At 69.7% G+C, this 17,705-nt stretch carries 21 protein-coding genes and 2 tRNA genes; 13 read left to right on the top strand and 10 right to left on the bottom strand.

The window, feature by feature from the left end; translation table 11 throughout:
• Window positions 1–35 precede the first annotated feature (35 nt).
• On the bottom strand, window positions 36–1,112 hold the full coding sequence (locus AB0N22_RS10235) for an anti-sigma factor antagonist (RefSeq protein WP_364639053.1): 1,077 nt from the start codon (window positions 1,110–1,112) through the stop codon (window positions 36–38).
• A gap of 174 nt (window positions 1,113–1,286) precedes the next feature.
• Here AB0N22_RS10235 and AB0N22_RS10230 point away from each other — a divergent pair, with 174 nt between their 5' ends.
• The 3 genes from AB0N22_RS10230 to AB0N22_RS10220 are packed head-to-tail and all read left to right on the top strand — an operon-like array spanning window position 1,287 to window position 4,079.
• Entirely contained in the window at window positions 1,287–2,081 is a 795-nt protein-coding gene (locus AB0N22_RS10230) for an alpha/beta hydrolase (protein ID WP_364639050.1), read from the top strand.
• Window positions 2,082–2,083: 2 nt separating this feature from the next.
• Window positions 2,084–3,244 (top strand): SpoIIE family protein phosphatase, encoded by a 1,161-nt coding sequence (locus tag AB0N22_RS10225; protein ID WP_364639047.1) that lies wholly within the window; start codon window positions 2,084–2,086, stop codon window positions 3,242–3,244.
• A 28-nt stretch (window positions 3,245–3,272) separates the two neighbouring features.
• The gene (locus AB0N22_RS10220; protein WP_364639044.1) at window positions 3,273–4,079 is read left to right on the top strand and encodes an adenylate/guanylate cyclase domain-containing protein; all 807 of its coding nucleotides are present in this window, start codon (window positions 3,273–3,275) and stop codon (window positions 4,077–4,079) included.
• Here the strand turns inward: AB0N22_RS10220 and AB0N22_RS10215 are convergent.
• From AB0N22_RS10215 to AB0N22_RS10205, 3 genes are all read right to left on the bottom strand, one after another.
• The gene (locus AB0N22_RS10215; protein ID WP_364639041.1) at window positions 4,076–4,486 is read right to left on the bottom strand and encodes a cyclic nucleotide-binding domain-containing protein; all 411 of its coding nucleotides are present in this window, start codon (window positions 4,484–4,486) and stop codon (window positions 4,076–4,078) included. The genes AB0N22_RS10220 and AB0N22_RS10215 overlap by 4 nt on opposite strands.
• Before the next feature lie 121 nt (window positions 4,487–4,607).
• Entirely contained in the window at window positions 4,608–5,180 is a 573-nt protein-coding gene (locus AB0N22_RS10210) for a TetR/AcrR family transcriptional regulator (RefSeq protein ID WP_364639038.1), read from the bottom strand.
• Window positions 5,181–5,184: 4 nt separating this feature from the next.
• The gene (locus AB0N22_RS10205) at window positions 5,185–5,676 is read right to left on the bottom strand and encodes an FBP domain-containing protein (RefSeq protein WP_364639035.1); all 492 of its coding nucleotides are present in this window, start codon (window positions 5,674–5,676) and stop codon (window positions 5,185–5,187) included.
• 152 nt (window positions 5,677–5,828) lie between these two features.
• Between AB0N22_RS10205 and sigK the strand changes: the two genes are divergently transcribed.
• The 5 genes from sigK to AB0N22_RS10180 all read left to right on the top strand — a co-directional run bounded on the left by sigK (window position 5,829) and on the right by AB0N22_RS10180 (window position 9,990).
• Window positions 5,829–6,425 carry an ECF RNA polymerase sigma factor SigK gene (gene sigK, locus AB0N22_RS10200; protein ID WP_364639032.1) on the top strand — a complete coding sequence of 199 codons (597 nt, stop codon included), beginning with the start codon at window positions 5,829–5,831 and terminating at the stop codon, window positions 6,423–6,425.
• Entirely contained in the window at window positions 6,422–7,126 is a 705-nt protein-coding gene (locus tag AB0N22_RS10195) for an anti-sigma factor (protein WP_364639029.1), read from the top strand. Before sigK ends, AB0N22_RS10195 begins: the two co-directional genes overlap by 4 nt.
• A 61-nt stretch (window positions 7,127–7,187) precedes the next feature.
• On the top strand, window positions 7,188–8,453 hold the full coding sequence (locus AB0N22_RS10190; RefSeq protein ID WP_364639026.1) for an FAD-dependent oxidoreductase: 1,266 nt from the start codon (window positions 7,188–7,190) through the stop codon (window positions 8,451–8,453).
• Entirely contained in the window at window positions 8,450–9,184 is a 735-nt protein-coding gene (locus AB0N22_RS10185; RefSeq protein ID WP_364639023.1) for a DUF1365 domain-containing protein, read from the top strand. Before AB0N22_RS10190 ends, AB0N22_RS10185 begins: the two co-directional genes overlap by 4 nt.
• Window positions 9,185–9,204: 20 nt before the next feature.
• On the top strand, window positions 9,205–9,990 hold the full coding sequence (locus AB0N22_RS10180; RefSeq protein WP_364639020.1) for a DUF1295 domain-containing protein: 786 nt from the start codon (window positions 9,205–9,207) through the stop codon (window positions 9,988–9,990).
• 309 nt (window positions 9,991–10,299) lie between these two features.
• On the opposite strand, the gene AB0N22_RS10175 is transcribed toward AB0N22_RS10180, so the two are convergent.
• Window positions 10,300–10,947, bottom strand: coding sequence for a fasciclin domain-containing protein (locus AB0N22_RS10175; RefSeq protein WP_364639017.1), 648 nt, complete (start codon window positions 10,945–10,947; stop codon window positions 10,300–10,302).
• Window positions 10,948–10,979: 32 nt separating this feature from the next.
• Window positions 10,980–12,539, bottom strand: a complete 1,560-nt coding sequence (locus AB0N22_RS10170; RefSeq protein ID WP_364639014.1) for a molybdopterin-dependent oxidoreductase — start codon at window positions 12,537–12,539, stop codon at window positions 10,980–10,982.
• 127 nt (window positions 12,540–12,666) lie between these two features.
• Between AB0N22_RS10170 and AB0N22_RS10165 the strand changes: the two genes are divergently transcribed.
• The 5 genes from AB0N22_RS10165 (at window position 12,667) to AB0N22_RS10145 (ending at window position 15,373) form a co-directional block, all read left to right on the top strand.
• Window positions 12,667–13,692, top strand: a complete 1,026-nt coding sequence (locus AB0N22_RS10165; RefSeq protein WP_364639011.1) for a quinone-dependent dihydroorotate dehydrogenase — start codon at window positions 12,667–12,669, stop codon at window positions 13,690–13,692.
• A gap of 151 nt (window positions 13,693–13,843) precedes the next feature.
• Window positions 13,844–13,916, top strand: a tRNA-Thr gene (locus AB0N22_RS10160).
• A 54-nt stretch (window positions 13,917–13,970) separates the two neighbouring features.
• Window positions 13,971–14,044: transfer RNA gene (locus tag AB0N22_RS10155), tRNA-Met, on the top strand.
• A 57-nt stretch (window positions 14,045–14,101) separates the two neighbouring features.
• A complete protein-coding gene (gene rpmG / locus AB0N22_RS10150) occupies window positions 14,102–14,272 on the top strand; it encodes a 50S ribosomal protein L33 (protein ID WP_055964149.1) in 171 nt (56 codons plus the stop codon).
• A 54-nt stretch (window positions 14,273–14,326) separates the two neighbouring features.
• Complete coding sequence (locus AB0N22_RS10145) at window positions 14,327–15,373, top strand: UDP-N-acetylmuramate dehydrogenase (RefSeq protein ID WP_364639007.1); 1,047 nt, start codon at window positions 14,327–14,329, stop codon at window positions 15,371–15,373.
• Between the two features lies 1 nt (window position 15,374).
• Here the strand turns inward: AB0N22_RS10145 and AB0N22_RS10140 are convergent, their stop codons facing one another.
• The 4 genes from AB0N22_RS10140 to AB0N22_RS10125 are packed head-to-tail and all read right to left on the bottom strand — an operon-like array spanning window position 15,375 to window position 17,693.
• The gene (locus tag AB0N22_RS10140; RefSeq protein WP_364639004.1) at window positions 15,375–15,878 is read right to left on the bottom strand and encodes a DUF4190 domain-containing protein; all 504 of its coding nucleotides are present in this window, start codon (window positions 15,876–15,878) and stop codon (window positions 15,375–15,377) included.
• 49 nt (window positions 15,879–15,927) lie between these two features.
• The gene (locus AB0N22_RS10135; RefSeq protein ID WP_364639001.1) at window positions 15,928–16,263 is read right to left on the bottom strand and encodes a DUF4190 domain-containing protein; all 336 of its coding nucleotides are present in this window, start codon (window positions 16,261–16,263) and stop codon (window positions 15,928–15,930) included.
• Between the two features lie 27 nt (window positions 16,264–16,290).
• Window positions 16,291–16,638 carry a hypothetical protein gene (locus AB0N22_RS10130; protein ID WP_364638998.1) on the bottom strand — a complete coding sequence of 116 codons (348 nt, stop codon included), beginning with the start codon at window positions 16,636–16,638 and terminating at the stop codon, window positions 16,291–16,293.
• On the bottom strand, window positions 16,635–17,693 hold the full coding sequence (locus AB0N22_RS10125; RefSeq protein ID WP_364638995.1) for an adenosine deaminase: 1,059 nt from the start codon (window positions 17,691–17,693) through the stop codon (window positions 16,635–16,637). The genes AB0N22_RS10130 and AB0N22_RS10125 overlap by 4 nt, the downstream gene beginning before the upstream one ends.
• Window positions 17,694–17,705 lie beyond the last annotated feature (12 nt).

Raw genomic sequence — 17,705 nt, 5'->3', positions numbered from 1 at the left:
GCCGTCGACGATTGGTCCGGTCGAGCACCTGGACGTCACCGTGGGTCGAGCGACTCCTTGGCCTGGTCCAATGTCGCGTGCAGGCGGATGACCTGGTCGAGGCCGGCCATCGTGAACAACCGGTGAACCCGCTCGACCAGCCCGACCAGGTCGAGCGTTCCACCCTGCTTGGCGAGGGCCTTCTGCACGAGGATGAACGCCGACAGGCCCGAGGAGTCGATGAACGAGGTCCGGTGCAGGTCGACGATGAGGTGGTGCTGTCCGGACTCGACCGCCGCCAGCGCTGTCTCGATGAATTCCGGCGCGGTGGAGACGTCGACCTCGCCCGCGACGCCGATGATGCGGTGGGGGCCGTCGTCGACCGACGTCAGCGTCATCGGCGGACGCTCCGGCTCGGCCGGCGCGTCCGAAGGGGTGGGGGCGGGTGGAGGCGGTGCCGACGTCGGCAGCTGTCGCTGGTCGACGACCTGTTGCGCGATGACGGCGAGCTTGACGTTGTGGCTCTGGGAGTGGCGCCGCAGGACGTCGAACGCGCGATCGCTGTCGATGTCGAAGCGCTCCATGAGGATGCCCTGCGCCTGGCCCAGCAGGTTGCGGCTGTCCGCCGCGATCTTGAGGTGGAAGACCTCCTCGCCCGATGCCAGCGCGATGGAGGCGTGGCGGGCGAACGTGGCGGCGACCGCCACGTCGCCGGCCGTGAAGGCCCCGGGCTCACGGCTGTAGAGGTTGAGAGCGCCGTACGTCCGCTCGGCCGTGTGCAGCGGAAGGCTCAGCACCGAGCGGAGGCCCAGCAGCGCGACGCGCTCGGCCCACCGGGGCCAGCGATCATCGGCCAGCGTGTCGTCGATGACGACGTGAGCGGGCTCGTCCCGTCCCCAGAGGGACGGGCCTTCGCGAAGGGACTGCTGGAACTGGTCGGCCCGGCGCACGAGCATCGACGTGGCAGCAGCCGTCTCGACCTTGTTGCGTCTGGTCACCAGGACGCCCGCCTCGTCACACCGGATCGCCGAACGGGCGTAGTCCACGACGAGGTGGACGGTGGCTTCGGGGACCTTCTCCTGGTGGAGCGCGAACGCCATCTGGGCGAACATCTCGGACTTCTCGCTGCTCATGCATCCCCCGCACCGGTCACAGATCGAACGTCGCCACCGTGGGAAGCCCGGACAGAGGGCTCGACACGACGACGACCACCCGTTTGCTCGAGCACGTCGGTCCCATGCTTTCACAACCCACGGACGGTGGCTACGACGACCGCGGGCCCGCAGGGGTTCCGTTACGCTGTGCCGGTGGATCCGATCACCCGGCACAACGTCGTCCTGAGCGGGGTCGAAGGTGGGCCCACCATGCTCTTCGCGCACGGTTTCGGATGTGACCAGAACATGTGGCAGCGGGTCGCGCCGGCCTTCGCGAAGGACTTCCGCGTGGTCACGTTCGACTACGTCGGTGCCGGAGCAGCGGACCTCTCGTCGTACGACCCCGAGCGCTACTCGACGCTGGCCGGGTACGCCGGCGACGTCATCGACATCGTCGAGGCCCTCGGCGTCGGCGACGTGATCTTCGTGGGTCACTCGGTGTCGGCGATGATCGGGGCCCTGGCCTGCATCGAGCGTCCCGACCTGTTCGCGCAGCTGGTCATGGTGGGACCGTCCGCGCGCTACATCGACGACGTCGACTATGTCGGAGGTTTCTCCGAGGCCGACATCGACCAGCTGCTCGAGTCCATGGCGAGCAACTACCTCGGCTGGTCGCGTGCCATGGCCCCCGCGATCGCGGCGAACCCCGACCGTCCGGAGCTCGGTGGCGAGCTGACGGAGAGCTTCTGCCGGACCGACCCCGACATCGCGCGACAGTTCGCCGAGGTGACGTTCCGCTCCGACAACCGCGGCGACCTGCACCGGCTCAAGACGCCGACGCTCGTCATCCAGGTGAGGGACGACATCATCGCTCCGCAGTCCGCCGGCGAGCTGGTGCGCGACGAGGTGCCTGACGTCGCCTACGTCTTGCTGGACACGAGTGGTCACTGTCCTCACCTCACCGCTCCGGACGAGACGATCGCGGCCATCGCGTCGTTCGTGTCCTAGTCGTGCCACGGGACGCGCTGGACCTGTTCGAGAACGCACCCTGCGGCTATGTCGAGCAGGACCCCGACGGCACGATCATCGCCGCGAACGCCCAATTCCTCCGGCTCGTCGCGCGCGGCGCGGACGACGTGGTCGGGAAGTCCCGATTCGCCTCGTTCCTGACCGTGGGCGACCGCATGTTCCACGAGACGCACTTCCGCCCGGCGCTCCAGATGCACGGCGAGGTGCACGAGATCGCCTTCGAGCTCGTTCGCCCCGACGGCAGCACCGTGCCCGTCCTGGTGAGCTCGAACCTCGGTGACTCCGCAGACAGGTCGGTCATCCGCACGATCGTGTTCGAGGCACGCGAGCGCCGTTCGTACGAGCAGGAGCTCCTGGTCGCGCGGCAGGAGGCCGAGCGCGCCGAGGCCAGGTCGAGCGAGCTGGCGCACACGCTGCAACAGACGTTCATCCCGCCCGCCCCGCCGATCATCGACGGTCTCGAGGTCGCGGCCGAGTACCGGCCCGCCGGTGACGGCAGCGAGGTGGGCGGAGACTTCTACGACATCTTCCAGATCGGCGGCAACGAATGGGTCATCGTGTTGGGTGATGTCGTCGGCAAAGGGGTCGAGGCCGCAGCCCTCACGACGTTCGTCACGCACGCGCTCCGTGCGATCGCCATGCAGACCGACGCGCCGTCAGCGATGCTGACCGTGCTCAACCGCGCCCTGACCGGCGCAGGGCGTGACAGGTTCTGCACCGTGGCGGTGCTCCGTCTCCTGCGCGAGGGCGACCGCTGGCTCGGCACCGTGAGTGTCGGCGGGCACCCGCTCCCCATCCTGCGTCACCGTGACGGCTCGGTCCGCGAGGTGGGCACAGCCGGTTCGCTGGTCGGGGCGCTCGACGCGCCGACGTTCGTGGACGACCGGTTCGTGATGGAGCCCGGTGACTCCATCACGATGTTCACCGATGGTGTCACCGAGGCGCGCCACGGGCCCGACTGGTACGGGGACCAGCGCCTGACGCGCATCGTTGCCGAGACGCCCGACAGCCGGGACGTGCCTCGGCGGGTCCTGCTCGACGTCATGCAGTTCCAAGGGCCATCTGCCCGCGACGACATCGCGGTCCTCTCGGCCATCGCCGGGCCGAACGGGCCTGCCCGACGCCTGCGCACCTCCTCCTGAGCAGCTGTCGAGCCGCTACGGTGGTGCCGTGTCAGACCTCGAGCTCGTCCTGGCGGCGTCGACCGGCCTGCTCGCCGTCGCACTGCTCGTGGCGACCTGGAAGCTGGCGCGGTCGCGGGAGCGCATCGCCGAGCTCGAGCGCCGAACCGAGCGGCAGCGCATCGTCCCCACCCCGGCCGACGCCGTCCGCACCGTCGTGGGGACGGCTCTGAAGGTCAAGGATCAAGGCTTCAGCGGGGCGCTGCGCAGCTCGATCGACGACCTCGCCCTGTGGGCCGACGTCGAGCGTCCGGATCTCGTCCGGTTGGCTGCCTCGGACGGCACCGTGACGATCCTGTTCAGCGACATCGAGGGATCCACGGCGCTCAACCACCGGCTCGGAGATCGTGGCTGGGTGCAGCTCCTGTCCAAGCACGACCGGCTCCTCACACGGGCCATCGACGCGCACTCGGGGCACGTCATCAAGACCCAGGGTGACGGGTTCATGGTGGCGTTCGCCGAGGCCTCGGAGGCGGTCGGCGCGGCGTGCGACATCCAGCGCGCCCTCAGCAAGGTCCGGCCCGGGTCACGACTGTCGGGGGTCAAGGTCCGGATCGGGGCGCACCGCGGCTCAGCGGTGCACCGCGACGGCGACCTGTTCGGACGCAACGTGGCGTACGCGGCGCGGGTGGCCGCGCAGGCGGAGGGCGGTGAGGTGCTGGTGAGCGAGGCCGTCCTGGACGCGCTCGACGAGGGCACCATCAGCGTCGCGGAGTCGCGGGAGGCTGACCTCAAGGGCGTTCCGGGGACCCACCAGCTGCACGTGCTCGACTGGCGGTCCCGCGAGCGCGCTTAGGAGGACTCGAGCCGGCTCGCCGCCGTGGAGCGCAGCGTCTCGGCGAATGCGGGATTCATCTGGCTCAGCGTCTCCACAGCTGTCTCCTCCAGCCTCAGGGCGCTGATGTCGGTCGAGGCGACGACCGACGCGCTGCGCAGCCGATGACCGACCAGGGCGATCTCGCCGAAGACGGCTCCGGGTCCGAGGGACCTGAGGACCTCGCCCGACTTGCGGATCTCGACCTCGCCGTCGAGGAGGATGTAGGCGGAGTCGCCGGGCGTGCTCTCCATCATGATCGACCAGCCCTGGGGGACATGGACCTGGACGCCGACGGTGGCGAGCGCCTTGACGAGATCGGCGTCGAAGTCCGTGACGCGGGTCAGGTCCTTCTGGACCTCAGGATCGAGCTTCTGCTTGCGGATCATGGGGCAACCTGTCGGCTGGGGAGTGTGGTCGGACCCACGCTAGCGACAAAACACCGTTCGAGCGCTTCATTTGGTCGTGGAAATCAACGCCCACGTGTGGCGTCAGGATGTCTCCTGGTGCCTAGCCGTGACGTGGCCAGCTGCGGAGCATCGCGTCCAGCGTGCTGAGGATCTTCGTCCAGGACTCCTGCGAGCTGGGCGAGCTGTGGTCGAAGCTCGTGCTGCGCTCGAGGCTGATGAAGCCGTGGAAGATGCTGCCGAGCAGTCGGACTCCGTGCGTCTGGTCGGGCTCGGCCAGGTCGTAGCCGCGCAGGATCGCACGCAGCATGTCGGAGTGTCGCTGTCCGGCCCGGAGACCGGCAGCGTCGCCCGTTACGGGGTGCCGAGCGGCGTCGTAGCGGCCGGGGTGCTCCGTCGCGTAGTCGCGGTAGACGTTGCCCAAGGCCAGCAGCGCATCCCGTCCCGAACGGCCCGCCAGGGCCTCGGCACCCCTGTCACCGAGCTCGTCGAGGGCCACCAACGCGATGCGGGCGCGGAGGTCGTCCGATCCGTTGACGTGCGAGTAGAGGCTGGCGACCTGGACGCCGGCCCTGCGGGCCACCTCCGAGATCGTGACCCGGTCGAAGCCCAGGTCGTCCGCGAGCTGCGCACCGATGAGGGCGACCTTCTCGGTCGTCAGTCCGGCCCGTGGCATCTCGTCAGCTCCTGACTCGGTCGACGAAAGCCGTGACGCGCTCGACCAACGCGGTGACGCGCGTGTCGGGCACCCCGGTCAGCGACTGCTGATGGGGCTTCAAGGGTTGACGGGCGCGCCGGGAGCAGGCGAAGTCGGCGCACATGTAGACGCCGACGGAGTCCCCCGACCTCCCGCGGGAGCCCGCACGGGGCGCCACCATGAGCAGTGACCCGTCGGGAGCGTCCACGGTCTGGCACAGGTCGCACATCGTCTGCCGCTTCGGGGCCGTGGCGACGCTCGGGGCGCGCAGCTCGACGGCGACCAGCTCGTCGAGCGTCGTCGGGCCGATCACGAGATAGGCGCGCCGTGGCGCCTTGGGGTCCACCCAGCCGAGGAAGTCGAGATCATCCGCGTGGGCCGGCGGCCACGCGGCGGGCAAGGACATCGAAGCCGCCTTGCTTCGGGAAGAGTTGATGAACGAGCGCCTCAGCTCGGTCGTGTCGGGGACCTTCATGCTCATCATGTTAGCGACATACCTAAAAGCATTAGGTAGATGGGACCACCTTGCTGCGTCTGGACCCTGCACATGACATGGTGAGGTCGACCCATCCAACGTGGAGGCAGGTTCGAATGACTGGCAAGAAGCCCATTCGATCGGAGAACCTCGTGACACGTGCAGTAGCGCACCTGCGCCTCGCCGACTCCGCATCGGACGAACCCGTGGCCGACGCCGAGCAGCTGCTGACCCGCGTGGGTCGCGGCGACGAGCGGGCCTTCACCGCCGTCTACGACCTCCTCGGAGCGTCGGTCTACGGCCTGGCCCGCCGCGTCGTACGTGATCCGGCCCGGGCGGAGGAGATCACCCAGGAGGTCTTCATCCAGGTCTGGCAGACGGCGCCGCGCTTCGACCACACCCGCGGCAGCGCCAAGGGCTGGGTCCTGACCCTTGCTCACCGGCGGGCTGTCGACGCCGTGCGCCACGACCAGGCCGCGACCAACCGGGAGAACCGGTACGACTGGACCAGCGGACCGGACTTCGACGTCGTCGAGGAGACCGTCAGCACGACGCTCGAGCACGAGCAGGTGCGGCGTTGTCTCGACGGCCTCACCGAGCTGCAGCGCGAGGCCGTCAACCTGGCCTACTACAACGGGCACACGTACGCCGAGGTCGCCGAAGTCCTCGCAACCAACCCGGCCACCATCAAGACCCGCATACGCGACGGGCTCGTCCGCCTGCGTGACTGCATGGGAGTTCCGGCATGACCACCGACCTTCATTCTCTTCTGGCGCCCTACGTGTTGGACGCCCTCGACGCCGAGGAGCGCAACCGGTTCGAGGCGCATCTTTCCCAGTGCCCCGACTGCAGCGCCGAGCTCGGAGGCCTCCAGGCGACCGCGACCCGGCTTGCCGAGGCGCAGAGCCAGACCCCGCCGGCCGAGCTGCGCCAGCGGCTCGTGGCCGCCGTCAGTTCCGTACCCCAGGAAAGGCCCATCGTGACCGCCCTGAGCGGTCGTGGCGGCACGCTGCGGCGGAGGGTCCCGCAGCTCGTCGCCGCGGCCGCCCTCGTGGTGGGTGTCGCGGGGGCCGGCGGGTACCTGGTCGAGCATGACAGGGCCGCGGAGCGTAGTGAGAAGATCGCAGCGATGACCCGAGTCCTCGGAGCTCCGGACGCCGACACGAAGGCGTTGAGCTTCCCCGATGGTGGCACGGTCCGGCTGGTCACGTCCGAGAGCCGCGACGCCGCAGTCGTGGTGGCCGACGAGCTGCCGGACCTCGACGACGGCAAGGTCTACCAGGTGTGGCTGATCGACGGCGCGAAGGCCCAGTCGCAAGGGACGTTCAGCCGATCCGGCGACATGATCATGGAGGACCTGACCAAGGTCGACAAGGTGGCCGTGACGGTCGAGCCCTCCGGAGGATCCGAGAAGCCGACGACAGATCCCATCGTCGACGTGCCGATCTGACCAATCCGGTCACGCCCTGGATGCGAATTCCTCGGCAGGCACAACCGGACCAAGGAGTTGCATGATGGGCAGACGACAGATCGCCGTCATCGGGAGCGGAGTGGCGGGGCTGACCTCCGCCTACCTGCTCCAGCGCGTCGCGGACGTCACGCTGTACGAAGCCGACGACCGGCTCGGTGGCCACGCGCACACGCACGAGGTGCCCGACCCGGACGGCCGCCTGCTCAACGTCGACAGCGGGTTCATCGTGCACAACCGGCAGACGTACCCGAACCTGACCCGCCTGTTCGACGAGCTGGGTGTCGAGACGCAGGAGTCGGAGATGTCGATGTCGATCCGCTGCGACGGCTGCGGGCTCCAGTACGCCGGGGCGCGGAAGCTCGGGGGCCTGTTCCCGACCCCGCGCAACGTGACGAATGGTCGCTATCTCTACCTCCTCAGCGAGGTCGTGCGCTTCCACCGCCGCGCCCGCCGCCACCTGGCCGAGACCGAGTCGAATCAGCTGACCCTGGACGAGTTCTTGGCGGAGGGCCGGTTCAGCGACTACTTCCGCACGCACTTCGTGGTGCCGATGGTGGCCTGCGTGTGGTCCTGCGCCCCGGCCGAGGCCGGTGCCTACCCGGCCCGCTACCTCTTCGAGTTCCTCGCCAACCACGGGATGCTCTCCGTCCGTGGGTCTCACCCGTGGCGCACCGTCACCGGCGGCTCGCACGCGTACGTCCAGAAGGTCGGCAAGCTGCTGACCGCGGTGAACCTCCTGACGCCGGTTCGGTCGGTCACGCGTACGGCCGAGGGGGTCCGCATCATCGACGAGGACGACCAGGCCGCCGACTTCGATGCCGTCGTCATCGCGACGCATCCTGACCAGGCCCTCCGCATGCTGGCCGAGCCCACTCCCGCCGAGTCAGCCATGCTCGGTGCCTGGACGTACTCCAAGAACCCGACGGCGCTGCACACCGATGCGTCGATCCTGCCGTCGGCGCCGCGGGCCCAAGCGGCCTGGAACTACCAGATGCCGGCGTGCGACGCGGCCGGGTCCGAGGTCAACGTCACGTACGACATGACCCGCCTGCAGCGGCTGCCCGGCCGCTCGCGCTACCTCGTCACGCTCAATCGCGACGACTCCGTGGACGCCGATCAGCTGATCGCGGAGATGAGCTACGAGCACCCGATGTTCACCCCCGACTCGGTCGCGACCCGGTCCGAGCTGCCGCGCCTGAACGACGGCGTCGTCGCGTTCGCCGGGGCCTACCACGGCTGGGGATTCCACGAGGACGGCTGCCGCTCGGGCGTCGCCGCAGCCGCGAGCCTGGGCGCCGACTGGTGACGCGGCGCGAGGCACTCGCGAGCTATGACGTCACGATCGGCCACCACCGGCGTGACGGAGTCCCGTACGCGTTCACGAACCGCGCACGGACCTGGCTCGTGGACCTCGACGACGTGCCGGAGCTGCCCAAGGGCCTGAGCCGCCTCTGCTCCTTCGCCGCCCGCGACCACATGGGCGACGGCGCCCGGACCCTCCGCGAGAACATCGACGGCTGGCTGCGCTCCAGCGGGGTCGACCGGCCCGCCTCCGTCCGCATGCTGGCCAGCCCGCGGGTGCTCGGCCAGGTCTTCAACCCCCTCAGCCTGTTCTACTGTCATGACGCGGAGGGGGCTCTGACGCATGTCGTGGCCGAGGTCCGCAACACGTACGGCGGACGGCGCTGCTACCTGCTGGAGCCCTCGGCCGACGGTCGCGCGACGACCGAGAAGACGTTCTACGTCTCGCCGTTCCACGGCGTGGACGGCGACTACGAGCTGCGCGTGCCGGAGCCGGGGGACGAGCTCTCGGTGACCGTCACGCTGCGCCGGCCCGGCCGCCCTGCCTTCGTCGCCACGATGCGGGGCACCCGGAGCGCCGACGCGCGCCTCATAACCGCCCTGCGGCGGCCGTGGGCCAACCTCACGGTCGTCGTCATGATCCGTGTGCACGGGATCCGGCTGTTCCTCAAGGGCCTGCGACCGACTCCGCGACCTGAGCACCAACCTGACGAATCGTTCCACCTCACCCAGTAGGACAACCGGAGGGCACTTCCATGAGCAACATCCCCGCAGACGCCTTCTTCGACACGCTGGCCCTCGCGGCAGCGGCCGTGCTCGTGACCCTCGCGATCACGTACGCGGTGGCCAAGAAGGTCCACCGGCACAACGTCATCGACGTCACGTGGGGGCTGCTGTTCTGCTGCGTCGCCATCGCGAGCTTCATCGTGTCGGCCGGCGAGGGCGACGACACGCGTCGCTGGCTGCTGTTGGCGATGACCCTCGTCTGGGGGTCGCGCCTCGCGTGGCACATGGCGATGCGGAGCCGCGGGCACGGTGAGGATCCCCGGTACGCCCAGCTGCTCGAGGGCCGCGGCGAGCTCGGGGTCGTCATGATGGTCTACGGCCTCCAAGGCGTCATCGCGTTGATCGTTGCGATGCCGCTCGTCGTCGGCTCCCTCACCTCCGAGCCCATGGGTGTGCTCGCGTACGTCGGCGTCCTCGTCTGGCTCGTCGGCATCGTGTTCGAGACCGTGGGCGACCGCCAGATGGCGGCTTACAAGGCCGATCCGGACCGCGGCCCGGTGATGGACTCGGGCCTGTGGCGGTTCACGCGTCATCCCAACTACTTCGGCGACGCGTGCGTCTGGGTCGGCATCTTCCTCATCACCGCGGAGCACTGGCCCGGCGTCCTGACGATCCCCTCCACCGCCCTCATGGTCTACCTGCTGGCGTTCGGCTCGGGCAAGCGCGTCCTGGAGCGTCACATGGCCGAGCGGCCCGGCTACCGCGACTACATGGCGCGTACCTCGGGCTTCTTCCCGCTTCCTCCCCGCCGCTGACCCGTACGCCGTCCAGGGCGGTGCGCGCGCCTCGGGCGGTGACGGTGCGTCGCGTCCCGGGCGGTGGGCTGGCGTCCAGTTCCGGGTGAAAGGTGGACGCTAGGTCACCGCTGGCCGGGCTGGGCCGGTGGAGGGTGTCCCGGGCGGTGACTTGGCGTCCAATTCCGGGCGAGAGGTGGACGCTAGGTCACCGCTGGCCGGGCTGGGTCGGTGCGTCGCGCGCAGGTCACCACACAGTGGAAGGGGCCGCGGACATGCCAATGGGCCGCCTCCCGTGAGGGAGACGGCCCATCGTCAGGCTGCGAGCACTCAGGCAGGCGGCATGAGGACGCTGTCGATCAGGTAGACCGTCGCGTTGGCGGTCTTGACGCCACCACAGATGACGCCGGCCTGGCCGCCAACCTTGATGTTGTCGCCCGAACCGGTGACCTTCAGGTCGGCACCGTTCACCGTCTTGAGGGTTCCGTCGATGTCGTCCGGCGCGATCTGGCCGGGGATGACGTGGTACGTCAGGACGCTCGAGAGGGTCTCGGCACCTTCAGGCGTACCGAGGGTCTTCACGGTCTTGGCGTCCAGCTTGGCGAACGCGGAGTCCACCGGGGCGAAGACCGTGAACTCGTCACCGTTGAGGGTGTCGACCAGGTTGACGTCGGGGTTGAGCTTGCCGGAGACGGCAGCCACGAGCGTCTTGAGCAGCGGGTTGTTGCTCGCTGCGGTGGCGACCGGGTCCTCGGACATGCCGCTGACCGAGCCGGCGCCGTCCGGGACGGCCTTCGCGTAGTCGGCGCAGCCCGGGCCGACCAGGCCGGCTGCGGGATCGTCGGCCGGAGCCGCGGAGGAGCTGGTCTCTTCCTTGGGCTGGTCGCCCGCCGAGTCGTCGCTCGAGCCGCACGCCGCGGTGAACAACGACAACGAGACAGCCGCCGTGACGGCGAGGGTCTTCACAGTTGTACGCATCTTCATCTCTCCTTGTTGGGGTTGGGGTCGTGCTACTCGACGCGGAACTGGACGCTGTGCCAGCCGGTCGTCCCGTTCGGGCGAATGCTCGCCCGCTCGGAGGTCTGGGTGTCGCCGTCCTTGTTGGTCGCGCGGACGGTCAGGGTGTGGTTGCCGGGGGTGGCGTCATCCCACTCCCAGCTCCACTGGCGCCAGGTCTCGATCGTGTCCTCGGTGCCGAGGCTGGCCTGCTGCCACGGACCCTTGTCGACACGGACCTCGACCTTCTCGATGCCGACGGTCTGCGCCCAAGCGACGCCGCCGACCCGGACCTTGTCGGCCGGGAAGGCCTGGAACGAGCGGGGCACGTCGATGCGCGAGGAGAACTTGATCGGTGCCTCGGCGTCGTAGTCCCTGGTCGTCCAGTACGCCTTGAAGTCCGCGAAGCGCGTCACCTCGAGGTCCGTCAGCCACTTGGTCGCCGACACGTATCCGTAGAGGCCTGGCACGACGAGTCGTGCCGGGAAGCCGTGCGCGAGCGGCAAGGGCTCGCCGTTCATCCCGATGGCGACCATCGAGTTGCGGGAGTCGGTGAACGCCTCGAGAGGCGTGCCCGCGGTCCACTGGTCAGCGCTGGTGCTCTTGATGGCGTCGGCGCCGGACTTCACGCCGGCCTGCTCCAGCAGGTCCTTGACCAGGACACCGGTCCAGACGGCGTTGCCGACGTACGGGCCGCCGACCTCGTTGGAGACGCAGGTCAGCGTGATGCGGTGCTCGGTCAGCGGCATGTCGAGCAGGTCGCGGAAGCTGAGGTTGAGCTCCTTGTCGACCATGCCGTGCAGGCGCAGGTTCCAGCCCTCGGCCGGGACGTCGGGGATCCGCAGCGCGGTGTCGACGCGGTAGAAGTCGCGGTTGGGGGTGACGTAGCGGCTGACGCCTTCGACGTCGACCTGCGTGCCGGCAGGCACTGCGGCGACCGGAGTGGTGGCCTTGGGCAGGGTGATGCCGGCGCGGGAGGCGACGGCTGCGGCGGTGCCGTAGATCTTGCCGACGACGCCGCCGATCACGACGAGTGCCGTCACGCCGGCGGCGGCCTTGAGGAAGTCGCGGCGTACGAAGCCGACCGTGCCGGGTCCGGTGGGCCTGGCACGGACCCGTCGGAGGGTGCCCAGCAGGAGGACCAGCGCAGCAAGGCTCACCGCGACGGTCAGGAGCGACGGCACGAGGGTGAGGGCGCGACTGGCGGTCGCGGTCCTGTCGACCGCGGCAGCGGCCACCGCGATGATGCCGATGACAGCGACGCCGGCGATCGCGACCACGGGACGTTTGCGGCCGATGATCCCGGCGACGATCGAGAGAAGGGCGAGCGTGACGACGACGCCGCCGATCAGCACCGGCTTGTCCTTCGTGCCGAACTGGTCGATCGCGAAGTCCTTGAGGGCCGGCGGAGCGAGGTCGACGGCCCGGTTGCCGACCGACTCGATGGGCGACGGCACTCCGTTGAGCAGCGCGGCGGCGGCAGTGCCGACCGCGACACCCGCTGCGGCGGCAAGCCCGCCGGACAGGGCGCCAGCCCACCAGGGGGCTGTGGTGTCGTTCGCTGTCGTGTTCACACCCCTGGTTCGCTGCGCGCGGCGGCCCGGATTGGTCGGGTTCGGACCGAGTCGACGAATATGGCGGAATCGCAGAGCAAACTGCGGCCCCGGAACCACCGTCTCGGTCGGCCGATACGCTGACCAGGTGGTCTATCGCGCCTTCTTCGACGCCGTCTTCAGCTCGATGGATCCCGAGAAGGCCCACGAGCGCGGGTTCGCCGCGATCCGGGCCGGTCGCGCCGGCACCCAGCTGCTCGTCCCCAGGACGTACGCTCCGCGCACCGTGATGGGTATCGAGTTTCCCCACGCGTTCGGGCTCGCGGCCGGCTTCGACAAGAACGCCAAGGGCGTGACCGCCTTGCTGGCGCTGGGGTTCGGCCATGTCGAGATCGGGACCGTGACCGCCCGCGCGCAGCCCGGCAACCCCCGGCCGCGCCTGTTCCGCCTGGTCGAGGACCGCGCGATCATCAACCGGATGGGCTTCAACAACGACGGTGCGGCCGAGGTCGCGTCGCGGCTGCACCGGCTGCGCGGCACCAAGGCCGGCCGCGACGCCGTCATCGGGGTCAACATCGGCAAGACCAAGGCGGTGGCTCCGGAGGACGCCGTCGCCGACTACGTCGAGAGCGCGCGGCTGCTGGCGCCCTACGCGAGCTATCTCGTGGTGAACGTCTCGTCGCCCAACACGCCTGGCCTCCGCGACCTGCAGGCGGTCGACGAGCTCCGCCCCCTGCTGGCCGCGGTCAAGGAGGTCGCCGACCGGGCGCCCAAGGGGTCCGTCCCGCTCCTGGTCAAGATCGCGCCGGACCTGGCGGACGACGACGTCGATGCGGTCGCCGACCTCGCCCTCGAGCTGGGGCTCGCGGGCATCAGCGCGACCAACACGACGATCGCGCGCCCCGAGTCGTTGGCGTCTCCCCGCGAGATGGTCGAGGCGGCGGGAGCCGGCGGCCTGTCCGGTCCCGTCCTGGCTCAGCGCGCCACCGAGGTGCTCGTACGACTGCGGTCGCGGGTGGGTGATCGGCTGGCGATCATCGCCGTCGGGGGAGTCACGACTCCCGACGACGTACGCGCGCGTCTGGCAGCGGGAGCAGACCTCGTCCAGGGCTACACGGGGTTCATCTACGGCGGTCCCACGTGGCCCTCGAAGCTCGCTGCTGCTGCAACCTGAGCACCACCCCGTCCCCGCCGCGAGCGGTGGATCTTCCACCGAATACGCCGCCATTCGGTGGAGAATCAACCGCCCAGTCGGCTACGTGGTCTGAGCCGGGCCCCCGATTTCGTCCCGGGGCGGTTCACCCTGTATCTTTGGCTGTCGGCTTGCCCCTTTAGCTCAGTCGGCAGAGCGTTTCCATGGTAAGGAAAAGGTCTACGGTTCGATTCCGTAAAGGGGCTCTGGACTCGCAGCATCAGGAGTCCTTCGGTCATGAGGCAACTCGTGCCCGGTGCGGCTGGGTAGCTCAGGTGGTCAGAGCACACGACTCATAATCGTGGGGTCGCGGGTTCGAGTCCCGCCCCAGCTACCGCATCACTGCCAGACGTACGACCTTCAGCACCACCGATCAAGAAGAGGCACCCCCGTGGCCAGCAAGAGCTCAGACGTTCGCCCCAAGATCACCTTGGCCTGCACCGAGTGCAAGGAACGCAACTACATCACCAAGAAGAACCGTCGCAACGACCCCGATCGTCTCGACCTCAAAAAGTTCTGCCCGCGCTGCAAGACCCACCAGGTGCACCGCGAGACGCGCTGACCCAGATCATGCGAACGACGGCTCCCCCTGCTCCGGCAGGCGGGAGCCTTCGTCGTGTTGGACGCTGCTAGCGTCGCCGCCATGGACCTCGCCGAGCTGACGACGCTGCGCCTCGGCGGCCCCGCCAAGGCCGTCATCGACGCGACCTCCGAGCAGCAGCTCCTCGACGCCGTGCGCGTGGCGGACGAGGCCGGTGACCCGATCCTGGTCGTGGCCGGCGGGAGCAACCTCGTGGTCGCCGACGAAGGCGTTCCCGGCACGGTCATCCGGGTGTCCACCCGCGGTGTCACGGTCGACTCCGACGCGTGCAGCGGTGCGATGGTGACGGTCGCCGCCGGACAGCCCTGGGACGCGCTCGTCGCCCGCGCCGTCGACGAGGGCTGGGTCGGTATCGAGGCACTCTCGGGCATCCCCGGCTCGACCGGCGCGACGCCCATCCAGAACGTCGGGGCGTACGGCCAGGAGGTCGCCCAGACGATCGCGACCGTCCGTGCCTACGACCGGTTCGAGCGCAAGGTCCGCACGATCCACGCCGTCGACTGCGCCTTCGGCTACCGCACGAGCCGCTTCAAGGCCGAGCCGCAGCGCTGGCTCGTGCTGTCGGTCGCCTTCCAGTTCCGGCTCGGTGAGCTCGGCGCTCCCGTCGCGTACGCCGAGCTCGCCCGTGTCCTCGGCGTCGAGATCGGCCAGCGGGCTCCTGCCGCCGAGGTGCGCGAGGCGGTGCTGGAGCTGCGCCGTGGCAAGGGCATGGTGCTCGACCCCGACGACCACGACACCTGGAGTGCCGGCTCGTTCTTCACCAATCCGCTGCTGACGCCCGACCAGGCTGACTCGCTGCCGGCGGAGGCGCCGCGCTTCGCCCAGCCCGACGGCTCGATCAAGACCAGCGCAGCGTGGCTCATCGACCACGCGGGCTTCGACAAGGGACTGACGCGCGGCCGCGTAAGGCTGTCGTCCAAGCACGTGCTGGCACTGACCAACCGCGGTGGTGCCACCACGGCAGAGCTCCTGGACCTGGCTCGCGAGGTGCGTGACGGCGTGCGCGAGGCGTACGGCATCACGCTCGTCAACGAGCCCGTGCTGGTCGGGTGCGAGCTCTGAGCTAGCGCAGGATCCCGACGATGCTGTCGGAGTAGTAGGGGTCGTCGTAGTACGGATCGTCGTCGAACCCGCCGTTGACACCGATGATGATGATGACCGTCACCACCAGGAGCGCGAGCACCAGCAGGCACGTGCCGACGATGCCCATGATCTTGCCGGCGCTGGCCTCGCCGCGACCGCTGTAGGCGCCGGGGTTGGCGTCGATCTCCTTGACCGCCTTCGCGCCGAGGATCCAGGCGACCGGCGCGAGCAGGATCGGCAGGAAGCAGGTGACGAGCCCCGCGAGGCTCACGATGCCGAAGATCATGGCCGCGGTCGCCTGCCCGTGCTTGGGCGGTGGCGGTGAGAATCCGGGATGGGGCGGGCCGTATCCCGGCGGCGGGTACTGCGGTGGCGGGGGATAGGCACTGCCCCAGTTGGGCGGCTGCTGGCCGTAGGAGCCGGGTGGGGGTTGGTAACCCGGGGGCGGCGGATCGTACGCGTTCCCTGGCTGCTCCTCGGTCATGGGAACACCCTTGCACATCGGACGACCGGCGCCTGAGGCTCTGGCAGGCTCAGAGGAGACCGCCGATGGAGTAGTCCGCATCGGCGTCGAAGACGAAGCCCAGCCCGAGCATCGCGAGGAAGAGCAGAGCCACCGCGCCGATCAGGCACGTGCCGACGATGCCGAGGATCCTGCCGGCGTTGGCCTCGCTGCGTCCCCCGTAGGCACCCTGGCTGGCGTCGATCTCCCTCACGGCCTTGTTGCCGATCGCCCAGGCGACGGGTGCGACGAGCTGGCACGCGGACAGGCCGACGATCCCGAGGACGAGCGCCGTCGTGGACTGCGGATGGGAGGGCTGCGGGACGTAAGGGTAGTGGCGAGGCGGCTGCGGTCCCTGGTCGCTCACGGCCTCACCCTCGCACAGCCGGAGCGCTCAGGTGCCGTATCCCGCGTCGTAGGTGGCGCCGACCACGGTCAGGGTGCCGATCACCACCAGCAGCAGGACGGCGAACCCGAGCAGGGCCGTGCCGATGATGCCGAGGATCATGCCCGCCCTGGCCTCGCCGGCGCGCCGGTAGCGCCCGGGCTCCCGCTCGGCCTCACGCTCCGCCATGGCGCCGTAGTACCAGGCCAGCGGCGAGACGATGACGGGCAGCACCAGGATGAAGAAGCCCGCCACACCGACGATGCCCAGCACCAACGCGGTCGTGGCGCGTGGGTGCGCGGGCAGCCGCGCGGGTCGCGGGGGATACGGGTAGGCGTACGGCTGCTGGTACGTCATGACCCGCACCCTTCCGCTCTCGCCGGACCCGAGGCCCAGTCGTCGATGCTCGTGAGGGTCGCCCTCACGGTGTCTGAAGGAGCGTACGACCTGCGGATCGACATCCGGGCGAGTTCGGCGAGCTCGGCGTCGGTGAAGTTCTGGGCGGCCCGCAGGACGGCGTACTGGCCGGCGAGCCGGGAGCCGAACAACAGGGGGTCGTCGGCGCCGAGCGCCACGTCCACGCCCGCCTCGGTCAACGTCCGGACGGGGACCTCCTCGAGCGTGCTGTAGACCCCGAGCGAGACGTTGGAGGTGGGGCAGACCTCGAGCGCCACGCCGTCGGTGGCGAGTCGGTCGAGCACCGCCGTGCTCTCGGCGGCGCGCACGCCGTGGCCCAGTCGGTCGGGGTGCAGGTGATCGAGGCACTGGGTGATGTGGGCGGGCCCGCGCAGCTCCCCACCGTGCGGGACCAGTGCGAGGCCGGCGCGCTCGGCGATCGCGAACGCCGGGCCGAACGAGGCGGTGTCGCCGCGGCGCTCGTCGTTGGAGAGCCCGAAGCCGATCACCCCGCGGCCGGCGTACTGGGCCGCCAGGCGGGCGAGCGTCCGGGCGTCCATCGGGTGGCGGGTGCGGTTGGCCGCCACGACCAGGCCGAGCCCGATGTCGGCGCGTTCGGAGGCGTCCCGCACCGCGTCGATGACGAGGTCGGTGAACGCCGTGATGCCACCGAACCGGGCACCGTAGCCCGACGGGTCCACCTGGATCTCGGTCCAGACCGATCCGTCGGCCGCGTCGTCCTGAGCCGCCTCGAGGATCAGTCGCCGTACGTCGTCCTCGGTGCGGAGGACGGACCGCGCCACGTCGTAGAGGCGCTGGAAACGGAACCAGCCCTTCTCGTCGGCCGTGCTGAGCTGGGGCGGCCAGTCCTCGCTCAGCGAGGCAGGGAGGCGGATGCCGTCGCGCTCGGCCAGCTCGAGCAGCGTGCCGTGCCGCATCGACCCCGTGAAGTGGAGGTGGAGGTGGGCCTTGGGCAGTGCCGAGATCGGACGACGATCGGTGGGGTCCAAGGGCACAGCAGTCATACT

It is taken from the genome of Aeromicrobium sp. NPDC092404 (assembly GCF_040684095.1).
Classification (GTDB): Bacteria; Actinomycetota; Actinomycetes; order Propionibacteriales; family Nocardioidaceae; genus Aeromicrobium.
This window is presented reverse-complemented; position numbering and strand designations above follow the sequence as displayed.